This window comes from Pseudomonas syringae, from assembly GCF_002157375.1.
GTDB classification, from domain to species: domain Bacteria; phylum Pseudomonadota; class Gammaproteobacteria; order Pseudomonadales; family Pseudomonadaceae; genus Aquipseudomonas; species Aquipseudomonas syringae_T.
In genome coordinates this window covers 37,759-60,937 of the sequence record NZ_MTSA01000002.1, presented here as the reverse complement: position 1 = coordinate 60,937, position 23,179 = coordinate 37,759, and the positions used below count along the sequence as shown (strand labels likewise).

General features: G+C 59.3%; 20 protein-coding genes. 9 read left to right on the top strand and 11 right to left on the bottom strand.

From position 1 onward, the window contains the following. Positions 1-12: 12 nt before the first annotated feature. From mreD to mreB, 3 genes are all read right to left on the bottom strand, one after another. A complete protein-coding gene (gene mreD, locus BW686_RS02230; RefSeq protein ID WP_003364106.1) occupies positions 13-504 on the bottom strand; it encodes a rod shape-determining protein MreD in 492 nt (163 codons plus the stop codon). Then, positions 497-1,612, bottom strand: coding sequence for a rod shape-determining protein MreC (mreC, locus tag BW686_RS02225; RefSeq protein WP_084914018.1), 1,116 nt, complete (start codon positions 1,610-1,612; stop codon positions 497-499). Before mreC ends, mreD begins: the two co-directional genes overlap by 8 nt. A 183-nt stretch (positions 1,613-1,795) precedes the next feature. Next, positions 1,796-2,833: a rod shape-determining protein MreB gene (mreB, locus tag BW686_RS02220; RefSeq protein WP_002555108.1), complete on the bottom strand. Its 1,038-nt coding sequence runs from the start codon at positions 2,831-2,833 to the stop codon at positions 1,796-1,798. A 205-nt stretch (positions 2,834-3,038) separates the two neighbouring features. On the opposite strand from mreB, the gene gatC reads away from it, so the two are divergent. From gatC to BW686_RS02190, 6 genes are all read left to right on the top strand, one after another. Next, positions 3,039-3,326: an Asp-tRNA(Asn)/Glu-tRNA(Gln) amidotransferase subunit GatC gene (gene gatC, locus BW686_RS02215; protein ID WP_032699716.1), complete on the top strand. Its 288-nt coding sequence runs from the start codon at positions 3,039-3,041 to the stop codon at positions 3,324-3,326. A 14-nt stretch (positions 3,327-3,340) separates the two neighbouring features. Continuing rightward, positions 3,341-4,792, top strand: a complete 1,452-nt coding sequence (gatA, locus tag BW686_RS02210; RefSeq protein WP_084914017.1) for an Asp-tRNA(Asn)/Glu-tRNA(Gln) amidotransferase subunit GatA — start codon at positions 3,341-3,343, stop codon at positions 4,790-4,792. A gap of 10 nt (positions 4,793-4,802) precedes the next feature. After that, positions 4,803-6,248: an Asp-tRNA(Asn)/Glu-tRNA(Gln) amidotransferase subunit GatB gene (gene gatB / locus BW686_RS02205; RefSeq protein ID WP_084914302.1), complete on the top strand. Its 1,446-nt coding sequence runs from the start codon at positions 4,803-4,805 to the stop codon at positions 6,246-6,248. Positions 6,249-6,514: 266 nt separating this feature from the next. Then, complete coding sequence (locus tag BW686_RS02200; RefSeq protein ID WP_084914016.1) at positions 6,515-6,883, top strand: septal ring lytic transglycosylase RlpA family protein; 369 nt, start codon at positions 6,515-6,517, stop codon at positions 6,881-6,883. A gap of 63 nt (positions 6,884-6,946) precedes the next feature. Continuing rightward, entirely contained in the window at positions 6,947-7,978 is a 1,032-nt protein-coding gene (locus tag BW686_RS02195) for a calcium/sodium antiporter (RefSeq protein ID WP_084914015.1), read from the top strand. Positions 7,979-8,009: 31 nt separating this feature from the next. After that, positions 8,010-8,393, top strand: coding sequence for a carboxymuconolactone decarboxylase family protein (locus BW686_RS02190; protein WP_084914014.1), 384 nt, complete (start codon positions 8,010-8,012; stop codon positions 8,391-8,393). Here BW686_RS02190 and BW686_RS02185 read toward each other — a convergent pair. Both BW686_RS02185 and BW686_RS02180 read right to left on the bottom strand, forming a co-directional pair. Further along, the gene (locus BW686_RS02185) at positions 8,380-9,330 is read right to left on the bottom strand and encodes an AEC family transporter (protein WP_084914013.1); all 951 of its coding nucleotides are present in this window, start codon (positions 9,328-9,330) and stop codon (positions 8,380-8,382) included. The two genes, BW686_RS02190 and BW686_RS02185, sit on opposite strands and share 14 nt — an antisense overlap. Before the next feature lie 105 nt (positions 9,331-9,435). Continuing rightward, positions 9,436-11,019: an alkaline phosphatase D family protein gene (locus BW686_RS02180; RefSeq protein ID WP_084914012.1), complete on the bottom strand. Its 1,584-nt coding sequence runs from the start codon at positions 11,017-11,019 to the stop codon at positions 9,436-9,438. A gap of 159 nt (positions 11,020-11,178) precedes the next feature. On the opposite strand from BW686_RS02180, the gene BW686_RS02175 reads away from it, so the two are divergent. From BW686_RS02175 to BW686_RS02165, 3 genes are all read left to right on the top strand, one after another. Next, the gene (locus BW686_RS02175) at positions 11,179-12,195 is read left to right on the top strand and encodes a class I SAM-dependent rRNA methyltransferase (protein ID WP_084914011.1); all 1,017 of its coding nucleotides are present in this window, start codon (positions 11,179-11,181) and stop codon (positions 12,193-12,195) included. Between the two features lie 136 nt (positions 12,196-12,331). Further along, positions 12,332-15,289: a DUF748 domain-containing protein gene (locus BW686_RS02170; RefSeq protein ID WP_179149145.1), complete on the top strand. Its 2,958-nt coding sequence runs from the start codon at positions 12,332-12,334 to the stop codon at positions 15,287-15,289. Positions 15,290-15,315: 26 nt separating this feature from the next. Then, a complete protein-coding gene (locus BW686_RS02165; RefSeq protein ID WP_084914009.1) occupies positions 15,316-15,624 on the top strand; it encodes a DUF2845 domain-containing protein in 309 nt (102 codons plus the stop codon). 147 nt (positions 15,625-15,771) lie between these two features. Here BW686_RS02165 and BW686_RS02160 read toward each other — a convergent pair whose 3' ends face one another. From BW686_RS02160 to infB, 6 genes are all read right to left on the bottom strand, one after another. Then, positions 15,772-16,125, bottom strand: coding sequence for a BON domain-containing protein (locus tag BW686_RS02160; RefSeq protein ID WP_002555119.1), 354 nt, complete (start codon positions 16,123-16,125; stop codon positions 15,772-15,774). A gap of 289 nt (positions 16,126-16,414) precedes the next feature. Continuing rightward, positions 16,415-18,520, bottom strand: coding sequence for a polyribonucleotide nucleotidyltransferase (gene pnp, locus BW686_RS02155; RefSeq protein WP_084914008.1), 2,106 nt, complete (start codon positions 18,518-18,520; stop codon positions 16,415-16,417). Positions 18,521-18,695: 175 nt separating this feature from the next. Continuing rightward, the gene (gene rpsO / locus BW686_RS02150) at positions 18,696-18,965 is read right to left on the bottom strand and encodes a 30S ribosomal protein S15 (RefSeq protein ID WP_002555121.1); all 270 of its coding nucleotides are present in this window, start codon (positions 18,963-18,965) and stop codon (positions 18,696-18,698) included. Positions 18,966-19,123: 158 nt separating this feature from the next. Beyond that, entirely contained in the window at positions 19,124-20,041 is a 918-nt protein-coding gene (gene truB / locus BW686_RS02145; protein ID WP_084914007.1) for a tRNA pseudouridine(55) synthase TruB, read from the bottom strand. A 3-nt stretch (positions 20,042-20,044) separates the two neighbouring features. Beyond that, on the bottom strand, positions 20,045-20,461 hold the full coding sequence (rbfA, locus tag BW686_RS02140; protein WP_084914006.1) for a 30S ribosome-binding factor RbfA: 417 nt from the start codon (positions 20,459-20,461) through the stop codon (positions 20,045-20,047). A gap of 159 nt (positions 20,462-20,620) precedes the next feature. Further along, positions 20,621-23,158 carry a translation initiation factor IF-2 gene (gene infB, locus BW686_RS02135; RefSeq protein ID WP_084914005.1) on the bottom strand — a complete coding sequence of 846 codons (2,538 nt, stop codon included), beginning with the start codon at positions 23,156-23,158 and terminating at the stop codon, positions 20,621-20,623. Positions 23,159-23,179 lie beyond the last annotated feature (21 nt).

Below are 23,179 nucleotides of genomic sequence, written 5' to 3'. Positions count from 1 at the left end.
CTCACCTTGCGCTTAATTGATTTTCAAACGTTTGCGCAATCCACGCAGGCCATAACTAATCCAGGGCCACAACAGCGCACTGACCAGCGCGGGAAGCACCAGCGCCAACGTAGGCTGCCGGTTACCGGTCAATGCACTCAGCCAGAGCTGCGCAAGCTGCGCCAGGCCGAACACCACCAACAGCACCAGACACTGCTGCCACATGGGAAACATGCGCAGGCGCTGCTGCAAGGACATCACAAGGAACGTAATCAGGCTGAGGATCAGCGCATTCTGGCCAAGCAATGTGCCGTACAGCACATCCTCCATCAGCCCGAGTATCCACGCGGTGGTCATGCCGTATTTGTGCGGCAGCGCCAGAACCCAGAAGGTCAGCAGCAAGGCCAGCCACAAGGGCCGAAAGATTTCCATGAACTGCGGCAGCGGCGAAACGCTCAGCAGCAGGCCGATCGCGAACGTCAGCCAGACCACCCAGCCATTGCGTCCGGAAACATGACTAACCATCGATAGGCTCCCGACCGGTGGAAGGCGTTGTGGCAGGCGGCCGGGACGAAGCAGGCCGCGAAGCGGGCTTCGCCGGGGTCGCTGGCACGGCAACAGGTGCAGGCGTCGTCGGATGAGCTGCGGTTTTATGGGCGGCTGCGCTGCCAGGGAATACCGGGATGGTCGCTTGCGGCCACATCGGGAGCGCCGGCGCAGGCGGCGGCAAGGTCGCCATCACTGTGGGTTCGATTCCCTTGTCGATAGATTCCTGAGCCTGTGCGGCATCGGCAGCCCGCTCTTCGGGCGAACGACCGTCAGAGAACACCAGCAACAGATAACGGCTACGGTTCAAGGCAGCCGTGGGCACGGCGCGAACAATCGCGAAGGGCTGGCCGGAGTCGTGAATGACTTCCTTGACCGTGGCCACCGGGTAACCCGCCGGGAACCGCTGACCGAGACCGGAACTGACCAGCAGATCGCCTTCCTTGATGTCTGCCGTGTCCGCCACGTGTCGAAGCTCGAGACGCTCCGGGTTACCGGTGCCGCTGGCGATGGCGCGCAGGCCGTTGCGGTTGACCTGCACCGGAATGCTGTGGGTCGTGTCGGTCAGCAACAGAACCCGCGAGGTATAGGGCATCAGCTCGACAACCTGCCCCATGAGGCCACGCGCATCGAGCACCGGCTGGCCAAGCACAACGCCGTCGCGCTCGCCTTTGTTGATGATGATGCGATGAGTGAAGGGGTTCGGGTCCATGCCGATCAATTCGGCGACCTCGACCTTCTCATTGACCAGCGCTGAAGAGTTCAGCAACTCGCGCAAACGAACGTTCTGCTCGGTCAGTGCCGCCAGCTTTTGCAGGCGGCCTTGCAGGAGCAGGGCTTCGGTCTTGAGTTTTTCGTTTTCAGCGATGAGTTCGGTGCGACTGCCAAACTGACTGGCAACGCCTTGATACAACCGTTGCGGCAGATCGACAATCCAGTAGGACTGCATGAGTACCATCGACATCTGGCTGCGCACGGGCTTGAGGATCGTAAAGCGGGCGTCGACAACCATCAACGCCACCGACAGAACGGCCAGCACCAGCAGACGAACACCCAGCGACGGGCCTTTTGTGAAAAGCGGTTTAATAGGCCGCTCCTCCCAGGCATGCGATCGTTGGATCGAACTTCAATTGGCAATTATTCATGCGGTATGTAACCGGCCCGGACAAATGAGAGGGATAGGCACCCTGTTTCGGCGTCAGCCTGATGCATACAGGTAGCACATACGCCACCTGCATACAAAAGACTCCGTGGAAGGCACCCCGGCGAATTATTCGCTGGAGAGCAGATCCATGGTGTGCTTATCCATCATTTCCAGCGCACGGCCACCGCCGCGGGCTACACAGGTCAGCGGGTCTTCGGCGACGATCACCGGAAGGCCTGTTTCCTGAGCCAGCAGTTTGTCCAGATCACGCAGCAACGCGCCGCCACCGGTCAACACCAGGCCGCGCTCGGCGATGTCCGAAGCGAGTTCCGGAGGCGATTGCTCCAGCGCGCTCTTGACTGCCTGAACGATGGTCGCCAGCGACTCCTGCAGTGCTTCGAGCACTTCGTTGGAGTTGAGGGTGAATGCACGAGGTACGCCTTCAGCCAGGTTACGGCCACGAACGTCGACTTCACGCACTTCACCGCCCGGATAGGCAGTACCGATTTCCTGCTTGATGCGCTCGGCTGTGGATTCGCCGATCAGGCTGCCGTAATTCCGACGCACGTAAGTGATGATCGCCTCGTCGAAGCGGTCGCCGCCCACACGTACGGATTCGGCATACACCACACCGTTGAGGGAGATCAGGGCGATCTCGGTGGTGCCGCCGCCGATGTCGACCACCATCGAACCGCGAGCTTCCTCCACCGGCAGACCGGCGCCGATCGCAGCAGCCATCGGCTCTTCGATCAGGAATACTTCACGTGCGCCTGCACCCAGGGCCGATTCGCGAATGGCGCGACGCTCGACCTGTGTGGATTTGCACGGAACGCAGATCAGCACACGAGGGCTAGGCTGCAGAAAACTGTTTTCGTGAACCTTGTTGATGAAATACTGCAACATTTTTTCGCAGACGCTGAAATCGGCAATGACGCCGTCTTTCATGGGACGAATGGCTGCAATGTTGCCTGGCGTACGGCCCAGCATGCGCTTGGCTTCGGTACCGACAGCGACGACGCTCTTCTGGTTGCCGTGAGTACGAATGGCAACGACAGAGGGTTCATTCAGAACGATACCGCGCTCACGCACGTAGATAAGGGTGTTGGCAGTGCCCAGGTCGATGGATAGATCACTGGAAAACATGCCACGCAGTTTCTTGAACATGGGAAAGGGACCCTAGGGAACGCGTGGTAAAAAAAGTGCGGCAAACTCTAACAACGACAGGGATTTTGGGCAAGGAGCCAATATGCTAAATTGGCGGTTTTCCGAACACTACCCTCGACGTTAGCGGCTTGAGACAGTCATAACGCGATAGTGTTCCGCAATTGGCAACAAAGCAAATCCGTCAGCCTTCCACTGGAGATACCCCATGGCGCTTGAACGCTCCGACGTGGAAAAAATCGCTCATCTGGCCCGACTGGGCCTCAATGACGCCGATATCCCGCGTACTACCGAAGCACTTAACAGCATTCTCGGCCTGGTCGATCAGATGCAGGCGGTCGACACCAGCGGCATCGAACCACTGGCTCATCCGCTGGAAGCCACCCAGCGTCTGCGCGAAGACGCGGTCACCGAGCGAAATCGCCGCGACACTTACCAAGCCATCGCACCAGCGGTCCAGGACGGTCTGTATCTGGTTCCGAAAGTCATCGAGTAAGGGAAAGCGCCTGCATGCATCAAATGACTCTGGCCGAGATCGCTCGCGGACTCGCCGAAAAAAAGTTTTCTTCTGAAGAGCTGACCCAGGTTCTGCTGGCGCGTATCGCACAGCTCGACCCGCAGCTCAACAGTTTCATCAGCCTCACCGAAGACCTGGCCATCACTCAGGCCCAGGCGGCGGACGCCCGTCGCGCTGCCGGTGAAAACGGCCCGCTGCTCGGTGCCCCGCTGGCGCACAAGGACCTGTTCTGCACCCAGGGCATCCGCACCAGTTGCGGCTCGCTGATGCTCGACAATTTCAAGGCCCCGTACGACGCGACCGTCGTGTCGCGCCTTGCATCGGCCGGCACCGTGACGCTGGGCAAGACCAACATGGACGAATTCGCCATGGGTTCGGCCAACGAGTCCAGCCACTACGGCGCGGTGAAAAACCCGTGGAATCTGGAATGCGTGCCTGGCGGCTCCTCCGGCGGTTCGGCGGCTGCGGTCGCGGCTCGCCTGCTGCCCGCCGCGACCGGCACCGACACCGGCGGTTCGATTCGCCAGCCCGCTGCGCTGACCAACCTCACCGGCCTCAAACCGACTTATGGTCGTGTGTCGCGCTGGGGCATGATTGCCTACGCATCGAGCCTCGATCAGGCCGGTCCGATGGCGCGCACTGCCGAAGACTGCGCGCTGCTGCTGCAGGGCATGGCCGGTTTCGACCCACAGGACTCCACCAGCATCGACGAGCCGGTCCCGGACTATTCCGCCAGCCTCAATACCTCGCTCAAAGGCTTGCGTATCGGTGTGCCGAAAGAATATTTCAGCGCGGGCCTGGACCCACGCATCGCGCAATTGGTGCATGAAAGCGTCAAGGAGCTGGAAAAACTCGGCGCCATCGTCAAAGAAGTCAGCCTGCCGAATCTGCAGCATGCCATCCCGGCCTACTACGTCATCGCCCCGGCAGAGGCCTCGTCCAACCTGTCGCGCTTCGACGGCGTGCGCTTCGGCTACCGCTGCGAAGACCCGAAAGACCTGACCGACCTGTACAAGCGCTCGCGCGCCGAAGGCTTTGGCCCGGAAGTCCAGCGTCGCATCATGGTGGGCGCTTACGCGCTGTCGGCCGGTTACTACGACGCTTATTACCTGCAGGCGCAGAAAATCCGTCGCCTGATCAAGAATGACTTCATGAGCGCATTCGCCGAAGTGGACGTGATCCTCGGCCCGACCACGCCCAACCCGGCCTGGAAAATCGGCGCCAAGACCCACGACCCGATTGCCGAATACCTGGAAGACTTCTACACCATCACCGCCAACCTGGCGGGCCTGCCCGGCTTGTCCATGCCAGCAGGGTTTGTCGAAGGTCTGCCGGTCGGCGTGCAACTGCTCGCCCCGTATTTCCAGGAAGGCCGTCTCTTGAATGTGGCGCATCAGTATCAGCAAGTCACTGACTGGCACACTCGCGCACCTGAAGGCTTCTGAGGAGAAACACATGCAATGGGAAGTCGTCATCGGGCTGGAGATTCATACCCAGCTTTCGACCCAATCAAAGATTTTTTCCGGTAGCGCCACCACGTTTGGCTCCGAGCCCAACACGCAGGCCAGCCTTGTGGATCTGGGCATGCCGGGCGTATTGCCGGTGCTGAACAAGGAAGCCGTGCGCATGGCCGTCAAGTTCGGCCTGGCGGTGGACGCCGAGATCGGCCAGCACAACGTGTTCGCCCGCAAGAACTACTTCTACCCTGACCTGCCCAAGGGCTATCAGATCAGCCAGATGGAATTGCCGATCGTCGGCAAGGGCCACCTGGATATCCCGCTGGAAGACGGCACGGTCAAGCGCATTGGCATCACCCGCGCGCACCTTGAAGAAGACGCTGGCAAAAGCCTGCACGAAGACTTCCAGGGCATGACCGGCATCGACCTGAACCGCGCCGGCACACCGCTGCTCGAGATCGTTTCCGAGCCGGACATGCGCAGCGCCAAGGAAGCCGTGGCCTACGTCAAGGCGATCCACGCGATTGTCCGCTATCTGGGCATCTGTGATGGCAACATGGCCGAAGGTTCGCTGCGTTGCGACTGCAACGTCTCGATTCGCCCCAAGGGCCAGGTCGAGTTCGGCACCCGTTGCGAGATCAAGAACGTCAACTCGTTCCGTTTCATCGAAAAGGCGATCAACAGCGAGATACAGCGCCAGATCGATCTGATCGAGGACGGTGGCAAGGTCATTCAGCAGACGCGTCTGTACGACCCGAACACCAACGAAACCCGCGCCATGCGCAGCAAGGAGGAAGCCAACGACTACCGTTACTTCCCCGACCCGGACCTGTTGCCGGTGATCATCGAAGATTCGTTCCTCGAAGAAACCCGCGCCACACTGCCCGAATTGCCACCGCAGAAACGCGAGCGCTTCCAGAGCCAGTTCGGTCTGTCGACGTATGACGCCAGCGTGCTGGCTTCCAGCCGCGAGCAGGCCGATTATTTCGAAAAAGTGGTCAGCATCGGCGGCGATGCCAAGCTGGCGGCCAACTGGGTCATGGTCGAACTGGGCAGCCTGTTGAACAAGCAGGGTGTCGAAATCGACCAGTCGCCGGTCAGCGCCGAGCAACTGGGTGGCATGCTCCAGCGCATCACCGATAACACTATCTCGGGCAAGATCGCGAAAATGGTCTTCGAAGCGATGGCCAATGGTGAAGGCAGCGCCGATGAAGTCATCGAGAAGCGCGGCCTGAAGCAGGTCACCGACAGCGGTGCCATCGAATCGATGCTCGACGAAGTACTGGCCGCCAACGCGGAACAGGTCGAACAGTACCGTGCGGCTGACGAAGCCAAGCGCGGCAAGATGTTCGGCTTCTTCGTCGGTCAGGCGATGAAAGCCTCCAAAGGCAAAGCCAACCCGCAGCAGGTCAACGAACTGCTGAAGGCCAAACTGGAGGGTTGATTGCCCCACGCTCCGGGCTCATCGTCATGCATAAGTCTCGATGAGCCGGGAAAACGGGTCTGAAACCGTAGCACCAGGCGGACTGCAGATCCCTGTGGGGAGTGAGCTTGCTCGCGAAGACGATGTCCAGGCGCCCTGTCTCTTGGGGCTATACCGACCTATTCGCGGGCAAGCTCGCACCAGTTTTGTATATCACGCAGAACATTGGCACGAGCGTCAGGTAGATCTTGCAGAACTCAACCCCACTGGCACCCAGGACCCTCTCCATGCGCCGACTTCTTCTTGCCAGCAGCCTGCTGACCTTGCTGGCTGGCTGTGCCAATCACATCATCGACCCTCACGGTTATGACGAAACCGGCACTGCCGCTTATTATGGTGCTCGCCATCATGGCAACCGCACGGCCAGCGGCGAACCCTTCAATCAAAATGCCCTGACCGCAGCCCATCGACAACTGCCGTTCGGGACGCGAGTGAAGGTCACCAACCTGGACAATGACCGGTCGGTGGTCGTCCGCATCAATGACCGCGGCCCCCATACGCGCGGTCGGCTGATCGATGTCTCTCGCGAAGCCGCCGAACAACTGGGTATGCTGCGCAGCGGCACCGCACCTGTTCGCGTCCAGGCCCTCGATTAACCTCAGTCAAGGACACCCCCTATTCTCCAGCTATCGGCCCTGCCCGCCCCCGCGCTGATTCAAATGCTCAGCGGCTTGCTGTTGCTGCTGATCGGAGCAGAGCTTTCGGTGCGATCAGCGGTGCATCTGGCGGCCATTTTCAAGGTCAGGCCATTGATCATCGGCCTCACCGTCGTGGCGATGGGCACCAGTGCGCCGCAAATGGCGGTCAGCCTGCAAGCCGCTTTTTCGGATAACACAGACATCGCCGTTGGCAGCGTCATTGGCGGCAATATCTTCAATGTGCTGGTCATCCTTGGCCTGTGCTCGCTGATCATTCCGCTGCGAGTGGCACGCCAGGTGGTGCGTGTGGATATCCCGCTGATGATCGGCGCGTGCCTGCTGGCTATCGGTCTTTCGTGGAGCGGGGAATTCAGCCAGTTCGACGGCGCACTGCTGCTGACCGGCCTGTTGGTCTGCCTGATCATCATCATCCGCCAAGGTGGCCATACCCCACGTCATGGCAACGCCGCGACGACGGAAAAACCCCGCACCTTCACACGCATCGCCATGCTTGTCGTGGGGTTGCTGATGCTGACTGCCGGCGGACACCTGCTGGTCAGTGCCTCGGTGGTCATGGCAATCCACCTGGGGCTTTCCGAGCGCATTGTCGGCCTGACGGTTATCGCCATCGGCACTTCCCTGCCCGCGCTGATGACGTCGTTGATTGCCGCGCTGCGTGGCGAACGCGACATCGCGGTGGGCAATGTGATCGGCAGCAATCTGTTCAATCTGCTGGGGGTGCTGGGCGTCACCGCGCTGGTCGCCCCGGTGCCGCTGACCATTTCGCCGAACGCGCTGGTATTCGACCTGCCCGTCATGCTGGGCGTTTCGCTGCTGTGCGTGCCGCTGTTTTATTCCGGCTACCGGATCGACCGGATCGAGGGCCTGCTGCTGTTGGCGCTGTACCTGACCTACGGCCTGCATATTCTGGCGATCAGCACCGGCATGGCGCTGGCCAGCCGGCTTGAAAGCGGAATGCTCACTTTCGTGTTGCCGGTGCTGGGCCTTATCGTTGCCTGGCGAACCGTCCGCGCCTGGCGTCGCCAGCATTGATGCAAACCCACACTGATCAGAGGAAAACGCCATGACAGACAAAAAAATCAGCGACGGCGAACAGATCCGTCGCCAGGTCATGGGCGATGTCTACGTCGACCGTGCCCTGGGCAACGCCACCGATTTCAGTCAGCCGCTGCAGGACTTCGTCAACGAACACGCCTGGGGCAGCGTCTGGAGCCGGGAAGGCTTACCGCTGAAAACCCGCAGCCTGATCACCCTGGCCACCCTCACCGCCCTCAAATGCCCGCAAGAATTGAAGGGCCATGTGCGTGGCGCGCTGAACAACGGCTGCACGGTCGAGGAAATTTGTGAAGCGCTGCTGCACTGCGCGGTGTACGCCGGTGTGCCAGCGGCCATCGATGCGTTTCGGGCCGCGCAGGAAGTGATCGACAGCTACGTCAAGCCGGATTGATCCAGCCGCCCCATTGCAGAATGAAAATCCCCACGTTAGTGGTGACCGCTGCGGCGAGCGTGGTGATGACGATGATCGCTGCGGCCAGTTCGTAGTTACCGTTGGCGGTGCGCGCCATGATGTAACTGGCGGCGGCAGTCGGGCTGCCGAAATAAAGAAACAGAATGCCCAGTTCCGGGCCTCGGAAGCCCAACAGCCAGGCGGCCAGTGTGCAAAGCAATGGCAAGGTGATCATCTTCATGACGCTGGCGCTGACGGCCAGCTTGCCGCTTTTGCGCAAGGATGTCAGCGACAGCGTGCCGCCGATGCAGATCAGCGCCAAAGGCAACGTCATCTGCGCCAGATAGCTGCCCGACGTCTCCAGCCATTTGGGCAGACCGATGCTGAAATAGGCGAACGGCGACGCGATGAGCACGCTGATGATCAGCGGGTTGGCCAGCACACTCTTGAAGATGCTCCAGGGGTCGGACTTGATCACCGGGCTGTAGACGGCCAGAACCACGGTCGACAGCGTGTTGTAGAACACGATGACCAGCGCCGCGAGAATCGCCCCCAGGGAAATCCCCACCGGCCCATACATGCTCGCCGCCAGCGCCAGCCCGATCACACCGTTGTTGCCGCGAAACGCGCCCTGAACGTAGATGCCTCGTTCTTCATACGGGCAACGCCAGATCGCCCAGCCCCAGGCAAAAGCGAAACTCAGCAGTGTTGCCGCGCTGAAAAAAATCAGCAGGCTGGGTTTGAGTGCGGTGCGCAGGTCGGCATGGATGATGCCGAGAAACAGCAACGCAGGCATGGTGACGTTAAACACCAGCCCCGAGGCAGCGACAATGAACCCGTCGTTGATGGCACCGATGCGCCTGAGGAATACGCCCAGGAACAACATGGCAAACACCGGGGCGGTGATGTTCAGGGTTTCGAGAAAAATAGCCAGCATGCCACGCACCCGGTCCCGTCGTTAGGTAGCTTATGATAAGCCACCCATGACGGGCGTGTTGCAAGGAATTTCCTGACGGCCTGCGCACCCCGCCACTGCCTGCCGTCAGACGATTCGACTGATCTCCTTGGCAGGCTGCAATTTACGCTCGAACACCGAGACGCCGTCCAGATCGCGCAGGGCGACAGACATCTCGCCGGTTTGTCCGTCGATATTCACTTCGCCAAAGAACTGATAACCCGCGAAAGGCGAGGTGTTCTGCGCGGGCGGCGCTTTCTGGAACACCAGTTCCGGCCCGAATGTCTTGTCCAGCGCGTTAGGCCCGAAGCTGCCCGCATTCAAAGGCCCGGCCACGAACTCCCAGAAGGGATCGAAATCCTGGAACACCGCCAGGTCCGGTTGATAGTGATGCGCGGCGCAATAATGAACGTCAGCGGTCAGCCAGACACAGTCGCGAATCTTCTGCGCGCGCAGGTAAGCCAGCAGCTCGGCAACCTCCAGCTCGCGCCCCAGCGCCGGGCCATTATTGCCATTGGCGATGGCTTCCCAACGTGGCACGCCGGGGCTGACCTCGCCATCCGGCACACCCAGGCCGATGGGCATGTCAGCGGCAATCACTTTCCACTGCGCACGTGAGGCATTGAGTTCGCGCTTGAGCCAGTCGAGCTGCTCGCGGCCGAGAAAGGCGGTGGTCGGGCCAGGCTTGTCGGCGAGGTTGGCGTCGTTGCCGTCGCGGTAGCTGCGCATGTCGAGGACAAACACGTCGAGCATCGGGCCATAAGGAATCTTGCGGTAGATGCGTCCGCCCTTGTCCGCCTCTTGCAGGCGCAGCGGCGCGTATTCCAGATATGCCTGGCGGGCACGCGAGGACAGCAACTGAATATCCTTGACCGTGTAACGGTCATCCAGCTGTTTGCTGGGCGACCAGTTGTTGGTGACTTCGTGGTCGTCCCACTGCCAGACCTGCGGCACCTCGGCATTGAAGCGGCGCAGGTTTTCATCCATCAGGTTATAGCGATAATTGCCACGGTATTCGTCGAGGGTCTCTGCCACCTTGCTTTTCGCTTCGGTGGTGATGTTGCGCCAGATACGCCCGTCTTCGGCGGTGATCTGCGCCGGCACCGGACCGTCGGCGTAGATGGTGTCGCCACTGTGGATAAAAAAGTCAGGCAAGCGCAGGCGCATGGCTTCGTAGATCCGCATCCCGCCAATATCAGGGTTGATGCCAAAGCCTTGCCCCACTGTGTCGCCACTCCAGACGAACCGGATGTCACGACGCTCCTGAGGCATGCTGCGTAAATGACCGAACCAGGGTTCGCTGGCCACGCCGCTCTGTGCATCTTCAAACGAAACACGGTAAAAAATCGCCTGATCGACCGGCAGCCCGCTCAACTCGACGCGCGCCGTGAAGTCGGTGCGCTGATCGGCGAGCGCCGACACCACACGTCGTGGCTGGGTAAACATACTTCGCGTGTCCCACTCGACCACCATGCGCGAGGGCCGGTCGCTGCGGCTCCAGATGATTGCCTTGTCGCCGAACACGTCACCGGACTGAACACCGTCCATCATTTTCGGCCGGTCCTGAACTGACGCGATGACGGCCGGCGCCACCCCCGGCAGCAGCAAACCCGCCCCAACGGCCCCGACGGCCTGGATGACACGACGACGCTTGAGATCGAACTGGCTCACGGTTATCCCCTCGCTGACAGGCAAAAAAGCAACGTAGCAGGGGAATGTTGGCGCTGTGTGACAGCCCCTCACGAACAAAGCACACCGTGGACAGCAAAAACCTCTGGCGCCCGGTAACTGGTAAACTCCCGCGCCTAATTCCAGCCTGAGGCGCTCAGCATGTCTTCCCTGAATCAGGCGCTCAGCGCAGCCTTCGAACATCGCCAGCCGCTGCTTGCCGAACTGCACCAGCAAGGCACCGATTGCTATCGACTGTTTCATGGCAGCCAGGAAGGCGCCAGCGGCCTGACCATCGACCGCTATGGCCCGCAATTGCTGGTGCAGAGCTTTCATACCCGTCTGGAGCGCGATGCGCTGCTCGGGCTGCATGAACAGGTCAATGTTCATCTGGGCATGGAAACCCTGCTGGTTTACAACGACCGCTCGCAAGGCAACTCCCGGGTGGATCGCCAGGACGCTGTCTACAAAGCCGACGACGCAGCGCTGGCCGACCATGTCGGTCATGAATGGGGGCTCAATTACCGGGTTCGCGGTCGGCATGCCGGCCAGGATCCGCTGCTGTTTCTCGACCTGCGCAACACACGTGGCTGGGTGAAGCGGCACAGTGCGGGCAAGAGCGTGCTGAACCTGTTCGCCTACACCTGCGGCGTTGGCCTGAGTGCCGCTGCCGGTGGCGCGAGCGAAGTGTGCAATCTGGATTTTGCCGAGGGCAATCTGGCTGTGGGCCGCGAGAACGGCGCGCTCAATCCGCAATTGCCGGCCATGCAATTTATCCAGTCGGATTACTTTCCGGCCATCCGTCAACTTGCGGGCCTGCCGGTCGCCGCCCGACGCAGCCAGAAGCTGCCAAGCCATGTAAAACTCGATCAGCGCCAATACGATCTGGTTTTGCTCGATCCACCCGCTTGGGCCAAAAGTGCGTTCGGGACCGTCGACCTGCTGCGCGATTATCAAAGCCTGCTCAAACCCGCCCTGCTGGCCACCGCAGAAGATGGCGTGCTGATCTGCTGTAACAATATGGCGAAAGTCAGCCTGCAGGACTGGCGCGAGCAAGTGCTGCGTTGCGCTACCAAAGCAGGCCGCCCGGTGCGCGACTGTCAGGTGATACAACCTGCCGAAGACTTCCCGTCGAAGGACGGGCAGCCACCGCTGAAGACGCTGATTCTGCAACTCTGATCCGGCGCTGACACTCGGTTGCTGAAACCAGCCGCTTAATCAGGAAATATCCTACAAGCCTGAGCGGCAGTGCCTTGGGAACCGACCAGGCGTGCCATACTCCAAGCACCTCCGAAAGAGAGAGACGCCGTTGCCCATGTCCAGAGGATTGAAACGCACACTTGGCTCCTTGCTGGCCTTGTTTGTGCTCTACAGCTTGTTGGGGTTTTTCATCCTTCCCGGTGTCGCTCTGCAGATCGCGAACCAGCAACTGGCCAACTACTCGACCGCACCGGCAAAGCTGGAGCGTCTGGAATTCAATCCCTACACCCTGGAATTGACGCTGTGGGGCCTGAACATCGGGACACCCGGTAAAGAACAGGTCGCCTTTGAAAAGCTGTACGCCAATCTGCAAATCGACAGCCTCTGGACCCGCGCCCTGCATCTGCAACGCGTCGAGCTGACCAAAGCCAAAACCGAGTTGCTGTTCGACAAGCAAGGCGCATTCAACCTGGCGCAACTGTTCAAGCTGCCCGCCAGTGAGCCGGTAAAGGATGAACCGCCGAGCAAACCGTTCCCGCTGCGCATTGGTGAAATCAAGCTGGCCGACGGCTACGTGCATTTCCAGGACATGCGCCCCGGCAAGCCCATCGAATTCCTCTACGACGCACTGAATTTCGAACTCAAGAACCTCAGCACCCTGCCTGAAGACAACGCCGACATGACATTGGTCGCGGCAGGCCCGGACGGCGGACAGATCGACTGGGTGGGCCGTATCAGTCTGGTGCCGATCACTTCAGAGGGCACCCTGAAAGTCACTGACGGCAAGATGAAGCTGTGGTGGCCTTATGTGCGTGATGCGCTGCCGCTGGCACTTGAGGATGGCGTGCTGAATTTCAGCACCGCTTACAAACTCGACCTTGCTGAAAAAACCGAGCTTCAACTGACTGCTTTGTCGGCCAGCGTCGCCCCCTTCGCGCTGAATACGCCTGATGGTCGCCCTCTGGTGCGCATGCAACGCCTGGATGTAAGCGAAACATCGGTCGACCTGGCCAGACAGAAAGTGAATGTCGGCAAGATTCGCAGCCAGAAACTGGAAACCTGGGCAGCGCGGGAAGCCGACGGCCAACTGGACTGGCAGAAACTGTTCGCCAGTCAGCCGGGCACGTCTGCGTCGCCTCAAAAACCGGCGGTGGATGAAAAGGCCGCCGAACCGGCATCTGCCACTGCCAGCGCTCAACCGGCAACGCACAGCAAGCCTTGGCAAGTGCTGTTACGCGACGTGCAACTGCGCAACTACATGGTCCATCTGGCGGATCGCGCACCTAAAGAGCCGGTGGCGCTGGATGTCGGCCCGCTGAATGTGGATATCCAGAATTTCGACAGCCTCAACGGTTCGCCCTTCACCCTCAAGCTCGACACGGGCCTGGGCAAACAAGGCAACCTCACCGCGTCCGGCGATGTGAACCTGAATCCTGTGAGTGCGCGGCTGAATGTGACCACGCGTGATATCGACCTGCGGGTGGCTCAGGCCTACATCAGCCCCTTCATTCTTCTTGAACTGCGCAGCGGCATGCTGGGCAGTGACCTGGCAGTGAACCTGAAAAGTACCGAGCCGCTGGCGTTCAGCGTGACGGGGAAAGCCCAGGTCAACCAGCTTCACACGCTGGACACACTCAAACAGCGCGACTTCCTGAAGTGGCAGCAACTGGAGCTTGAAGGGCTGGATTACCAGCACGGCACAGGGCTTTCGATTGCCAGGGTGAACATGAGTCAACCTTATGCGCGCTTCATGATCAACGAAGACCGCACCACCAACGTCGATGACCTGCTGATTCCACAGCCGGATGACAAGGCCGCATCACCGCGTGAAAAGGCCAGACCGCAACCCAAGGCAAGCAAGGAAAACCCACTGGCGATCTACGTCGGCGAAGTGAACATCAAGGACGGTTCGGCAAACTTTGCCGACATGACCCTGACCCCCAACTTCGCCACGGCGGTGCAGCAGCTCAACGGTCGCGTCGGCACCATCGACAACCGAAAGGCCACCCCTGCCCCGGTCAACATCGAAGGCAAGGTGGATCGTTATGCGCCGGTAACCATCAAAGGCAGCCTCAACCCGTTCGACCCGATGGCCAGCCTGGATATCACCACCAGCTTCAAGCGTGTCGAGCTGACCAACCTGACACCGTACTCCGGCAAGTTCGCGGGCTTCAGGATTCGCAAGGGCCGGCTCAACCTGGATCTGCATTACCTGATCACCAAAGGCCAGCTCAAGGCCCAGAACAAAGTGCTGATCGAGCAGCTGCAACTGGGTGAGCGGGTCGAAAGCCCGGATGCGCTGGACCTGCCGATTCGTCTGGCTGTCGCGCTGCTCAAGGACACCAAGGGGCAAATTTCGCTTGAGCTGCCGATTGAAGGCGACCTCAACAACCCTCAGTTCAGCGTGATGCCAATCGTCTGGCAAACCCTGCGCAATCTGGTGCTGCGCGCGGCACAGGCCCCGTTCAAGATGCTTGGCAGCCTCGTCTCGGGCGGCAGCTCCGAGGACCTCGGCAGCGTCAGTTTCGCTCCAGGCTCCAGTGACTTGTCGGCAGAGGCGCAAAACGCGCTGGACAAGCTCTCCGTGGCGCTCAAGGAGCGTCCGGACCTCAAGCTGGAGATCGAAGGCACCAGCGCTGCCAGCAGCGACGGCCCGTTGATTGCTCAGCAACGGCTGGAGCGGGAATACCAGTACACGTATTACAAGATTCTCCAGCGCCGGGGTGACAAGGTCCCGGCCAAAGCCGGCCTGATAGACGTTCCGGACGCTGAAAAAGCGCCGATGCTCGAAGGTATCTACCGAACCCGCCTGAAGCAGCAACCACCCGCCGAGTGGGCCAACCTGGGCAAGGAACAACGTGCAGGCCAGATGCGCGCTGCCGTACTCAAATTCTGGAGCAGCAATGAAGTGCTGCTGCGCGAATTGGGCCAAAGCCGAGCCAGCAGCATCAAGGATTACCTTGTGGACAAGGGCAAACTGGAAGACGCGCGGGTCTACTTTGTAGACGCACGGCTTGGTCAGGCCCAGCCGGACGGTAAAGTCATCAGCCCGCTGCACCTGGACAGTGAGTAAATTCGTTGCCACACATTCGAAGCAACATGCTGATCAACCTGACGCTGGCCCTGGCAGCGGGAGTAGCCGCTTTGCCTGTACATGCAGCGTCGACCTTGCGCTGCGGCAGTCAATTGGTCAGTACCGGGGACAGGACGTTCGAGGTTCAGCAAAAGTGCGGCGAGCCCATCAGTCAGGACGTCATCGGCACGAAGGAAACCTTCAGCGCCAACTATCGCAGGTCGGAAACTGTCAGGATTGAGGAGTGGGTCTATGGCCCCGACAATGGCATGTATCAATACCTGCACTTTGAAGGTGGGCGTCTGGTCAGGATTGATAGCCAGCGCCGTCGTTAATCAGCCCGCTGCACCTTTTTACCGCCCACAATAGAACAGGCCCCGACTCTTCAGTCGGGGCCTGTAATGGCAACATCCTTGTCGCCTCGCATGAACCTTCCATCAATCAATAATCAATGACTGCGGGTGTTCATGGGCAGTGTTCGATTACTCGGCTTTCAGGCCAGCAGCCGATACGTCTTTGACGCCTTTGATTTTCTTGGTGATGGCAACAGCGGTGTTTTTCTGCGCCTCAGTCACTTTTACCATGGAGGACAGGGAAACCACGCCTTTGTTGGTCTCAACCTTGATGTCCGAACCAGGAATGCCTTTTTCAGTCAGCAGGTCAGCTTTGACTTTGGTGGTGATCCAGGTGTCAGAGGTATCTTCTTTGACTTCTTGAGTGGTGGTGTTGGCTGCCAGAACCATTGGCGCTTGAGCCGAGGTCTGTGCGAAAGCAGCGTTAGCCATGGTCAGAGTCAGGGCAGTTGCGGTAGCGGCAGCGATAGCGAACTTCTTCATACGATAACTCCTGTTTTTCTCGAAAACTGCGCCAGCGTTGTGGCTGCAGGGTTAATGGTTATATCGCAAGCGCTGTGCCAAATCAGATGATCACAAAAAACCCTTTTAAATCATGCAGTTATATTTTTATTCGTTTTATCGAATCGTGCAGATTGCCCGTTGGAGGCCTCCAGGGCTTGCAAGATGCATGTTTGAATCAAGCATTTTGCGCGGTTGTGGCGTAACCCTTTAATTGCGCTCATAAAAAAAGGACTCCGAAGAGTCCTTTTCAAAACGCAGTGCTAGACGATCAGACGCCCGATGCTTTCGCAGCCGCTACGTCTTTGATCGACAGCTTGATACGACCGCGGTTGTCCACGTCCAGTACCAATACTTCGACTTCCTCGCCTTCTTTCAGGATATCGGTCACTTTCTCGACGCGAGCATCGCTCAACATGGAGATGTGAACCAGACCGTCCTTGCCAGGCAGGATGTTGACGAATGCGCCGAAATCGACGATGCGCTCAACTTTGCCGAGGTAGATCTTGCCGATCTCTGCTTCTGCGGTGATGCCCAGAACGCGCTGACGTGCAGCTTCAGCCGCTTCCTTGGACTCGCCGAAGATCTTGATCGAGCCGTCGTCTTCGATATCGATCGAAGCCTTGGTCTCTTCGCAGATTGCACGGATGGTTGCGCCACCCTTGCCGATGACGTCACGGATCTTGTCGGTGTCGATCTTCATCGCGATCATGGTAGGAGCGTTGGCCGAAAGCTCGTTACGCGACTGACCGATGATCTGGTTCATCTGACCGAGAATGTTCAGGCGAGCTTCCAGGGCCTGGCCCAGAGCGATCTCCATGATTTCTTCGGTGATGCCCTTGATCTTGATGTCCATCTGCAGCGCGGTAACACCTTTGGAGGTACCGGCTACCTTGAAGTCCATGTCGCCCAAGTGATCTTCGTCACCCAGGATGTCGGTCAGAATCGCGAACTTCTCGCCTTCCTTGACCAGCCCCATGGCGATACCGGCAACCGGTGCCTTCATCGGAACACCAGCGTCCATCAGCGCCAGGGAAGCACCGCAGACCGAAGCCATCGAGCTGGAACCGTTGGATTCGGTGATTTCCGAAACCACACGGATGGTGTACGGGAACACGTCAGCGCCCGGCAGCATGGCCTGCACACTGCGACGCGCCAGACGGCCGTGACCGATCTCGCGACGGCCCGCACCGCCCATACGACCACACTCGCCCACCGAGAACGGAGGGAAGTTGTAGTGCAGCATGAACGGGTCTTTTTTCTCGCCTTCAAGGGTGTCGAGCAACTGTGCGTCACGCGCAGTACCCAGCGTGGCAACGACCAGCGCCTGAGTTTCGCCGCGGGTGAACAGTGCCGAACCGTGAGTCTTTGGCAGAACGCCGACTTCGATGTTCAGAGGGCGGACAGTGCGAGTGTCGCGACCATCGATACGCGGCTTGCCGTTGACGATGTTTTCGCGAACGGTGCGGTATTCGATTTCGCCGAAAGCGGCTTTGACTTCGCTGGCAGACGGGCTGCCTTCTTCAACAGCGAGCTTGGCAACGACCTGATCTTTCAGCTCGCCCAGACGCGCATAACGGTCGGCCTTGACGGTGATGGTGTAAGCCTGGGAGATCGCGTCGCCGAACTCGGCACGGATAGCGCCCAACAGTGCGGTCGCTTCAGGCTTGGGCTGCCAGTCCCATGTAGGCTTGGCGGCTTCGGCAGCCAGTTCCTTGATGGCGTTGATGACGACCTGGAATTCGTCGTGGGCGAACAGCACGGCGCCCAGCATCTGGTCTTCAGTCAGCTCTTTGGCTTCCGATTCGACCATCAGAACAGCTTCGGAAGTACCGGCTACGACCATGTCCAGGCTCGAAGCCTGCAGTTGCTCGTAAGTCGGGTTCAGCAGGTAGCCGGTGCTTTCGTGGAAAGCAACGCGCGCAGCACCGACCGGACCGTCGAACGGGATGCCGGAGATGGCCAGGGCAGCCGACGTACCGATCATCGCAGCGATGTCCGGATCGATTTTCTTGCTGGTGGACACGACGGTGCAGACAACCTGCACTTCGTTCATGAAGCCTTCGGGAAACAGCGGACGGATCGGACGGTCGATCAGGCGCGAGGTCAGGGTTTCTTTCTCGGAAGGACGGCCTTCACGCTTGAAAAAACCACCGGGGATCTTGCCGGCTGCGTAGGTTTTTTCCTGATAGTGAACGGACAGAGGAAAGAAGCCTTTGCCAGCGTCAGCCTGTTTGGCGCCGACCACAGTCACAAGTACGCTGACGTCGTCGTCAACGGTGACCAATACTGCGCCAGAGGCTTGACGGGCGATACGGCCTGTCTCGAGGGTTACGGTCGATTGACCGAACTGAAACTTTTTGATTACCGGGTTCACGGTTTCCTACCTTTCTTTGTGGCTCTTGGGGAACTGGTTTCTTGCGAATTCTTGGGCAATGTGGGGAATCGGCCCCTTCCACAGTCCAGATAAAACTTGAGGCTGGGAGCCTGCCATCACCACCGGGCAAACCCGACGGATCATGACAGACAACCAACCTCTAGCAACGTCGTTATTAGCGACGCAGACCCAGACGACCGATCAGGGCGCTGTAACGGCTAACGTCCTTACCTTTCAGGTAATCCAGCAGCTTGCGACGCTGGTTTACCATACGGATCAGGCCACGACGCGAGTGGTGGTCTTTACCGTTGGCCTTGAAGTGGCCTTGCAGTTTGTTGATGTTGGCGGTCAGCAGTGCAACTTGCACTTCTGGCGAACCTGTATCACCAACAGCTTGCTGGTAGTCGGTTACGATCTGAGCTTTTTCTTCAACGCTGAGTGCCATGTGGGCAATCCTTATTTCAGGGAAGCGCTTCCGGAGAAACGTTTCCAACAGGCCGAGGACGAAACCTCGTATTAAAAAATGAGATATGACCGTGCCTGTTAACAGCCATCCTCGTTCCACCCCATTGGCAGGCTAGCCTGCCAATGGACTGGTTTCGGTCACTCTGACCGAATCAAACGACGCGGCGCAATGCGCCCGTCTTCGCTGACTTCACCGATACCGATGAAGCGACCTTCATGATCCTGCACCCGTACCATGCCGAACTTCGGCGCGTCCGGAGCGCGTACTGGCTGACCATGCAACCAGTAGAACGAACTGTGCTCGGAAAACTTCAGCAAGGGCCAGTCGAGCAGGCCACTGTCCGAAGGCATCAAAAAGCGGTCTACCGCTTCATTGCCGCCATCGGCATGCACTTGCTCAAGCTCTTCCAGCGTGACGGTCTGAGCCAGTGTGAAAGGCCCGGCCTGGGTACGACGCAGCTCTGCGACGTAGGCCCCACAACCGAGTTTTTCACCAATATCCTCGACCAGCGTGCGGATATAAGTGCCTTTGCTGCAATCCACCGACAGACGTGCTGTCTCGCCTTCGCAATCAAGTAATTCCAGGCGCGCAATAGTAACAGAACGAGGCTCGCGCTCCACTACTTCCCCTGCACGCGCCAGCTTGTAAAGTGGCTGCCCGTCACGCTTGAGGGCCGAGTACATGGGAGGTATCTGGCTGATTTGCCCGCGAAATTCCGGCAGAACGGCTTCAATATCGTCGCGACCAACGGTCACCGGACGCGTGAGCAAAACATCGCCCTCGGAGTCGGCCGTGGTCGTGGTCTTGCCCAGCTGCGCCAGCGTCTCGTAGGACTTGTCCGAATCGAGCAAGTACTGAGAGAACTTGGTCGCCTCGCCGAAGCACAACGGCAGAACACCGGTTGCCAGGGGATCAAGACTGCCCGTGTGCCCGGCTTTCTCGGCGTTGAGCAGCCAGCGGACCTTTTGCAGCGCGGCATTGGAAGTGAAGCCCAGTGGCTTGTCGAGCAGGATGATCCCGCTGACATTGCGACGTATACGCTTGACCTGAGCCACCCTTTATTCCTCGGTACTTTCAGGCTTGGCGTCTGACGACACCGGGCCTTCCTGATGCTGGCCGTCTTCTGCCACGGCGCGTTCGATCAGGGCCGAGAGGTGCGCACCCCGTACAACGCTTTCGTCATAATGGAAATGCAGTTGGGGCACGCTGCGCAATTTCATTTCACGCGCCAGCTGCATGCGCAGGAAACCTGCGGCAGAGTTGAGCACCTTGATGGTCTGCGCGATATCTTCTGCGTTGTCCTGCCCCATGACCGTCATGAAAATCTTTGCATGACCGACATCACGGCTGACGTCTACGGCAGTGATAGTGACCAGGCCCACACGTGGGTCCTTGATTTCGCGACGAATCAGTTGCGCCAGTTCGCGCTGCATCTGATCGCCGATACGCTGGGTACGGCTGTATTCTTTTGCCATGTTTGTTACCTGTTACTGATCCGGGACCAAACCCTGACCGTCTGAAAGCGGCAAACGCCCGGCCTGACAAATGCCAGACCGGGCGTTGCGTTTAGAGTCCACGGGGAAAACAGGGCATTTGCATGCGACGCTTCCACCGTGACTCCTGAGACTCGCGATTTAGAGGCTGCGAGCCACTTGGACCTTCTCGAAGACTTCGATCTTGTCACCAACCTTGACGTCGTTGTAGCTCTTGACGCCGATACCGCATTCCATGCCGGCACGTACTTCGGCAGCGTCATCCTTGAAGCGGCGCAGGGATTCCAGCTCGCCTTCGAAGATAACGATGTCTTCACGCAGAACACGAATCGGACGGTTACGGTAGACAGTGCCTTCCAGAACCATACAACCAGCGATCGCGCCGAATTTCGGCGAACGGAACACATCGCGGACTTCGGCGATGCCCAGGATATTCTCCCGAACGTCACTGCCAAGCATACCGGTGAGGGCTTTCTTGACGTCTTCGATGATGTCGTAGATCACGTTGTAGTAACGCATATCCAGACCTTCCTGCTCGACGATCTTGCGAGCGCCAGCATCGGCACGCACGTTGAAGCCGAACAGTACAGCGTTGGAGGCCAGTGCCAGGTTGGCGTCGCTCTCGGTGATACCACCGACACCGCCACCGACTACGCGCACTTGCACTTCGTCGTTACCCAGGCCATTCAAGGCGCCGTTCAACGCTTCGAGGGAACCACGAACGTCAGATTTGAGGACGATGTTGAGCGTCTTCTTCTCTGCCTGGCCCATGTTCTCGAAGATGTTTTCCAGCTTGCCGGCGTGAGCACGAGCCAGTTTGACTTCGCGGAACTTGCCTTGACGGAACAGGGCAACTTCACGGGCTTTCTTCTCGTCAGCCAGCACGGACATTTCGTCGCCAGCATCCGGAGTACCGTCCAGACCCAGGATTTCGACCGGAATCGAAGGACCTGCTTCTTTGACCGGCTTGCCGTTTTCGTCAAGCATGGCGCGGATGCGACCGAAGTTCGAACCGACCAGAACCATGTCGCCCTGACGCAGCGTACCGTCCTGAACCAGAACTGTCGCAACCGGACCACGGCCCTTGTCCAGGCGGGACTCGACAACAACACCGCGGCCAGGAGCCGAAGGCGTTGCCTTGAGTTCCAGAACTTCGGCTTGAAGCAGAACAGCTTCCAGCAGCTCGTCGACGCCAGTACCCATTTTCGCGGAGACCGAAACGAAAGGCGTATCACCGCCCCACTCTTCGGAAGTCACGCCATGGACTGACAACTCGCTGCGAATGCGATCGAGGTCAGCACCCGGCTTGTCGATCTTGTTCACGGCTACGACCAGCGGCACGCCAGCAGCAACAGCGTGCTGAACGGCTTCGATGGTCTGAGGCATCACGCCGTCGTCGGCAGCAACCACCAGGATCACGATATCGGTCGCCTTGGCACCACGGGCACGCATCGCGGTAAACGCGGCGTGACCCGGGGTGTCGAGGAAGGTGACCATGCCGCGTTCGGTTTCAACGTGGTAGGCACCGATATGCTGGGTGATGCCGCCGGCTTCGCCAGCTGCTACCTTGGCACGACGGATGTAGTCGAGCAGCGAGGTCTTACCGTGGTCAACGTGGCCCATTACGGTCACAACCGGCGCACGGGAGAACGACTCACCTTCGAACTTCAGCGATTCGGCCAGGGAATCTTCCAGGGCGTTGTCGCTGACCAGCGTGACCTTGTGGCCCAGCTCTTCGGCGATCAACTGGGCAGTTTCCTGATCCAGTACCTGGTTGATGGTCACAGGGGTGCCCATCTTGAACATGAACTTGATGACTTCAGCAGCCTTGACCGACATCTGTGCCGACAATTCGCCGACAGTGATGGTCTCGCCAATGGCAACGTCGCGGATCACAGGGCCGGTAGGGCTCTGGAAACCGTGAGCGTTACGCTTCTTCAGCTTGCCTTTTCCACGACCACCACGACGGAAGCTATCGCTTTCTTCGTCAGTAGTACGCGGCGCAACGCGAGGGGCCGGAGCCTTCTCTTTTACCGAGGCGCGATGCGGAGCGTTTTTACGCTCGCCGTCGCCACCACGGGCATTGCGGTCGTCAGCACGCGGCTTGTCAGGGCGACGCTGTTCGTCACGCTTGCGAGCATCGGCTGAAGGCGCAGCATTGGCGGGTGCCGGAGCGGCAGCCGAAGGTGCTTCGCGAACAGGCTCGGCCGCAGCAACAGGCTGAGCAGGTGCCGAAGCAGCCTGTTCGGTAGTCTGGGTGCCGGCAGGCTGGCTCCGCGCATCTTCTTCAGCGCGGCGCTTGGCTTCTTCTTCAGCCTTTTGACGAGCGGCATTTTCTACCGCACGGCGTTCGTCCATCTCGCGCTTGCGCTCGGCTTCGATCTCTTCCGGGCTACGCTGCACAAAGACTTTCTTCTTGCGCACTTCAACGCTGATGCTCTTGCTGCCAGCAACGCGCAGGGTGCTGGTGGTCTTGCGCTGCAAGGTAATCTTGCGAGGCTCTTCCACCTTGGCCTTGTGACCACTTTTCAGGTGCGTCAACAAGGCCTGTTTTTCGTTATCGGTCACAACTTGCTCGGCGGCGGTGTGTGGCAGACCTGCCTCACGCATCTGCTGTAACAGGCGCTCTACCGGTGTGTCGACCACTTTGGCCAGTTCTTTCACCGTGACTTGCGTCATGCACTTCTCTCCTCAGGCCGC

What these genes read in the sequence shown, in the direction of transcription:
- gatC (WP_032699716.1), top strand. Translation starts at nt 3,039, where the DNA reads ATGGCGCTTGAACGCTCCGACGTGGAAAAAATCGCTCATCTGGCCCGA.
- BW686_RS02170 (WP_179149145.1), top strand. Translation starts at nt 12,332, where the DNA reads ATGTCCAGAGGATTGAAACGCACACTTGGCTCCTTGCTGGCCTTGTTT.
- rpsO (WP_002555121.1), bottom strand. Translation starts at nt 18,965, where the DNA reads ATGGCACTCAGCGTTGAAGAAAAAGCTCAGATCGTAACCGACTACCAG.
- mreD (WP_003364106.1), bottom strand. Translation starts at nt 504, where the DNA reads ATGGTTAGTCATGTTTCCGGACGCAATGGCTGGGTGGTCTGGCTGACG.
- gatB (WP_084914302.1), top strand. Translation starts at nt 4,803, where the DNA reads ATGCAATGGGAAGTCGTCATCGGGCTGGAGATTCATACCCAGCTTTCG.
- BW686_RS02175 (WP_084914011.1), top strand. Translation starts at nt 11,179, where the DNA reads ATGTCTTCCCTGAATCAGGCGCTCAGCGCAGCCTTCGAACATCGCCAG.
- gatA (WP_084914017.1), top strand. Translation starts at nt 3,341, where the DNA reads ATGCATCAAATGACTCTGGCCGAGATCGCTCGCGGACTCGCCGAAAAA.
- BW686_RS02165 (WP_084914009.1), top strand. Translation starts at nt 15,316, where the DNA reads ATGCTGATCAACCTGACGCTGGCCCTGGCAGCGGGAGTAGCCGCTTTG.
- BW686_RS02160 (WP_002555119.1), bottom strand. Translation starts at nt 16,125, where the DNA reads ATGAAGAAGTTCGCTATCGCTGCCGCTACCGCAACTGCCCTGACTCTG.
- BW686_RS02185 (WP_084914013.1), bottom strand. Translation starts at nt 9,330, where the DNA reads ATGCTGGCTATTTTTCTCGAAACCCTGAACATCACCGCCCCGGTGTTT.
- mreB (WP_002555108.1), bottom strand. Translation starts at nt 2,833, where the DNA reads ATGTTCAAGAAACTGCGTGGCATGTTTTCCAGTGATCTATCCATCGAC.
- BW686_RS02195 (WP_084914015.1), top strand. Translation starts at nt 6,947, where the DNA reads ATGCTCAGCGGCTTGCTGTTGCTGCTGATCGGAGCAGAGCTTTCGGTG.
- BW686_RS02200 (WP_084914016.1), top strand. Translation starts at nt 6,515, where the DNA reads ATGCGCCGACTTCTTCTTGCCAGCAGCCTGCTGACCTTGCTGGCTGGC.
- rbfA (WP_084914006.1), bottom strand. Translation starts at nt 20,461, where the DNA reads ATGGCAAAAGAATACAGCCGTACCCAGCGTATCGGCGATCAGATGCAG.
- infB (WP_084914005.1), bottom strand. Translation starts at nt 23,158, where the DNA reads ATGACGCAAGTCACGGTGAAAGAACTGGCCAAAGTGGTCGACACACCG.
- BW686_RS02190 (WP_084914014.1), top strand. Translation starts at nt 8,010, where the DNA reads ATGACAGACAAAAAAATCAGCGACGGCGAACAGATCCGTCGCCAGGTC.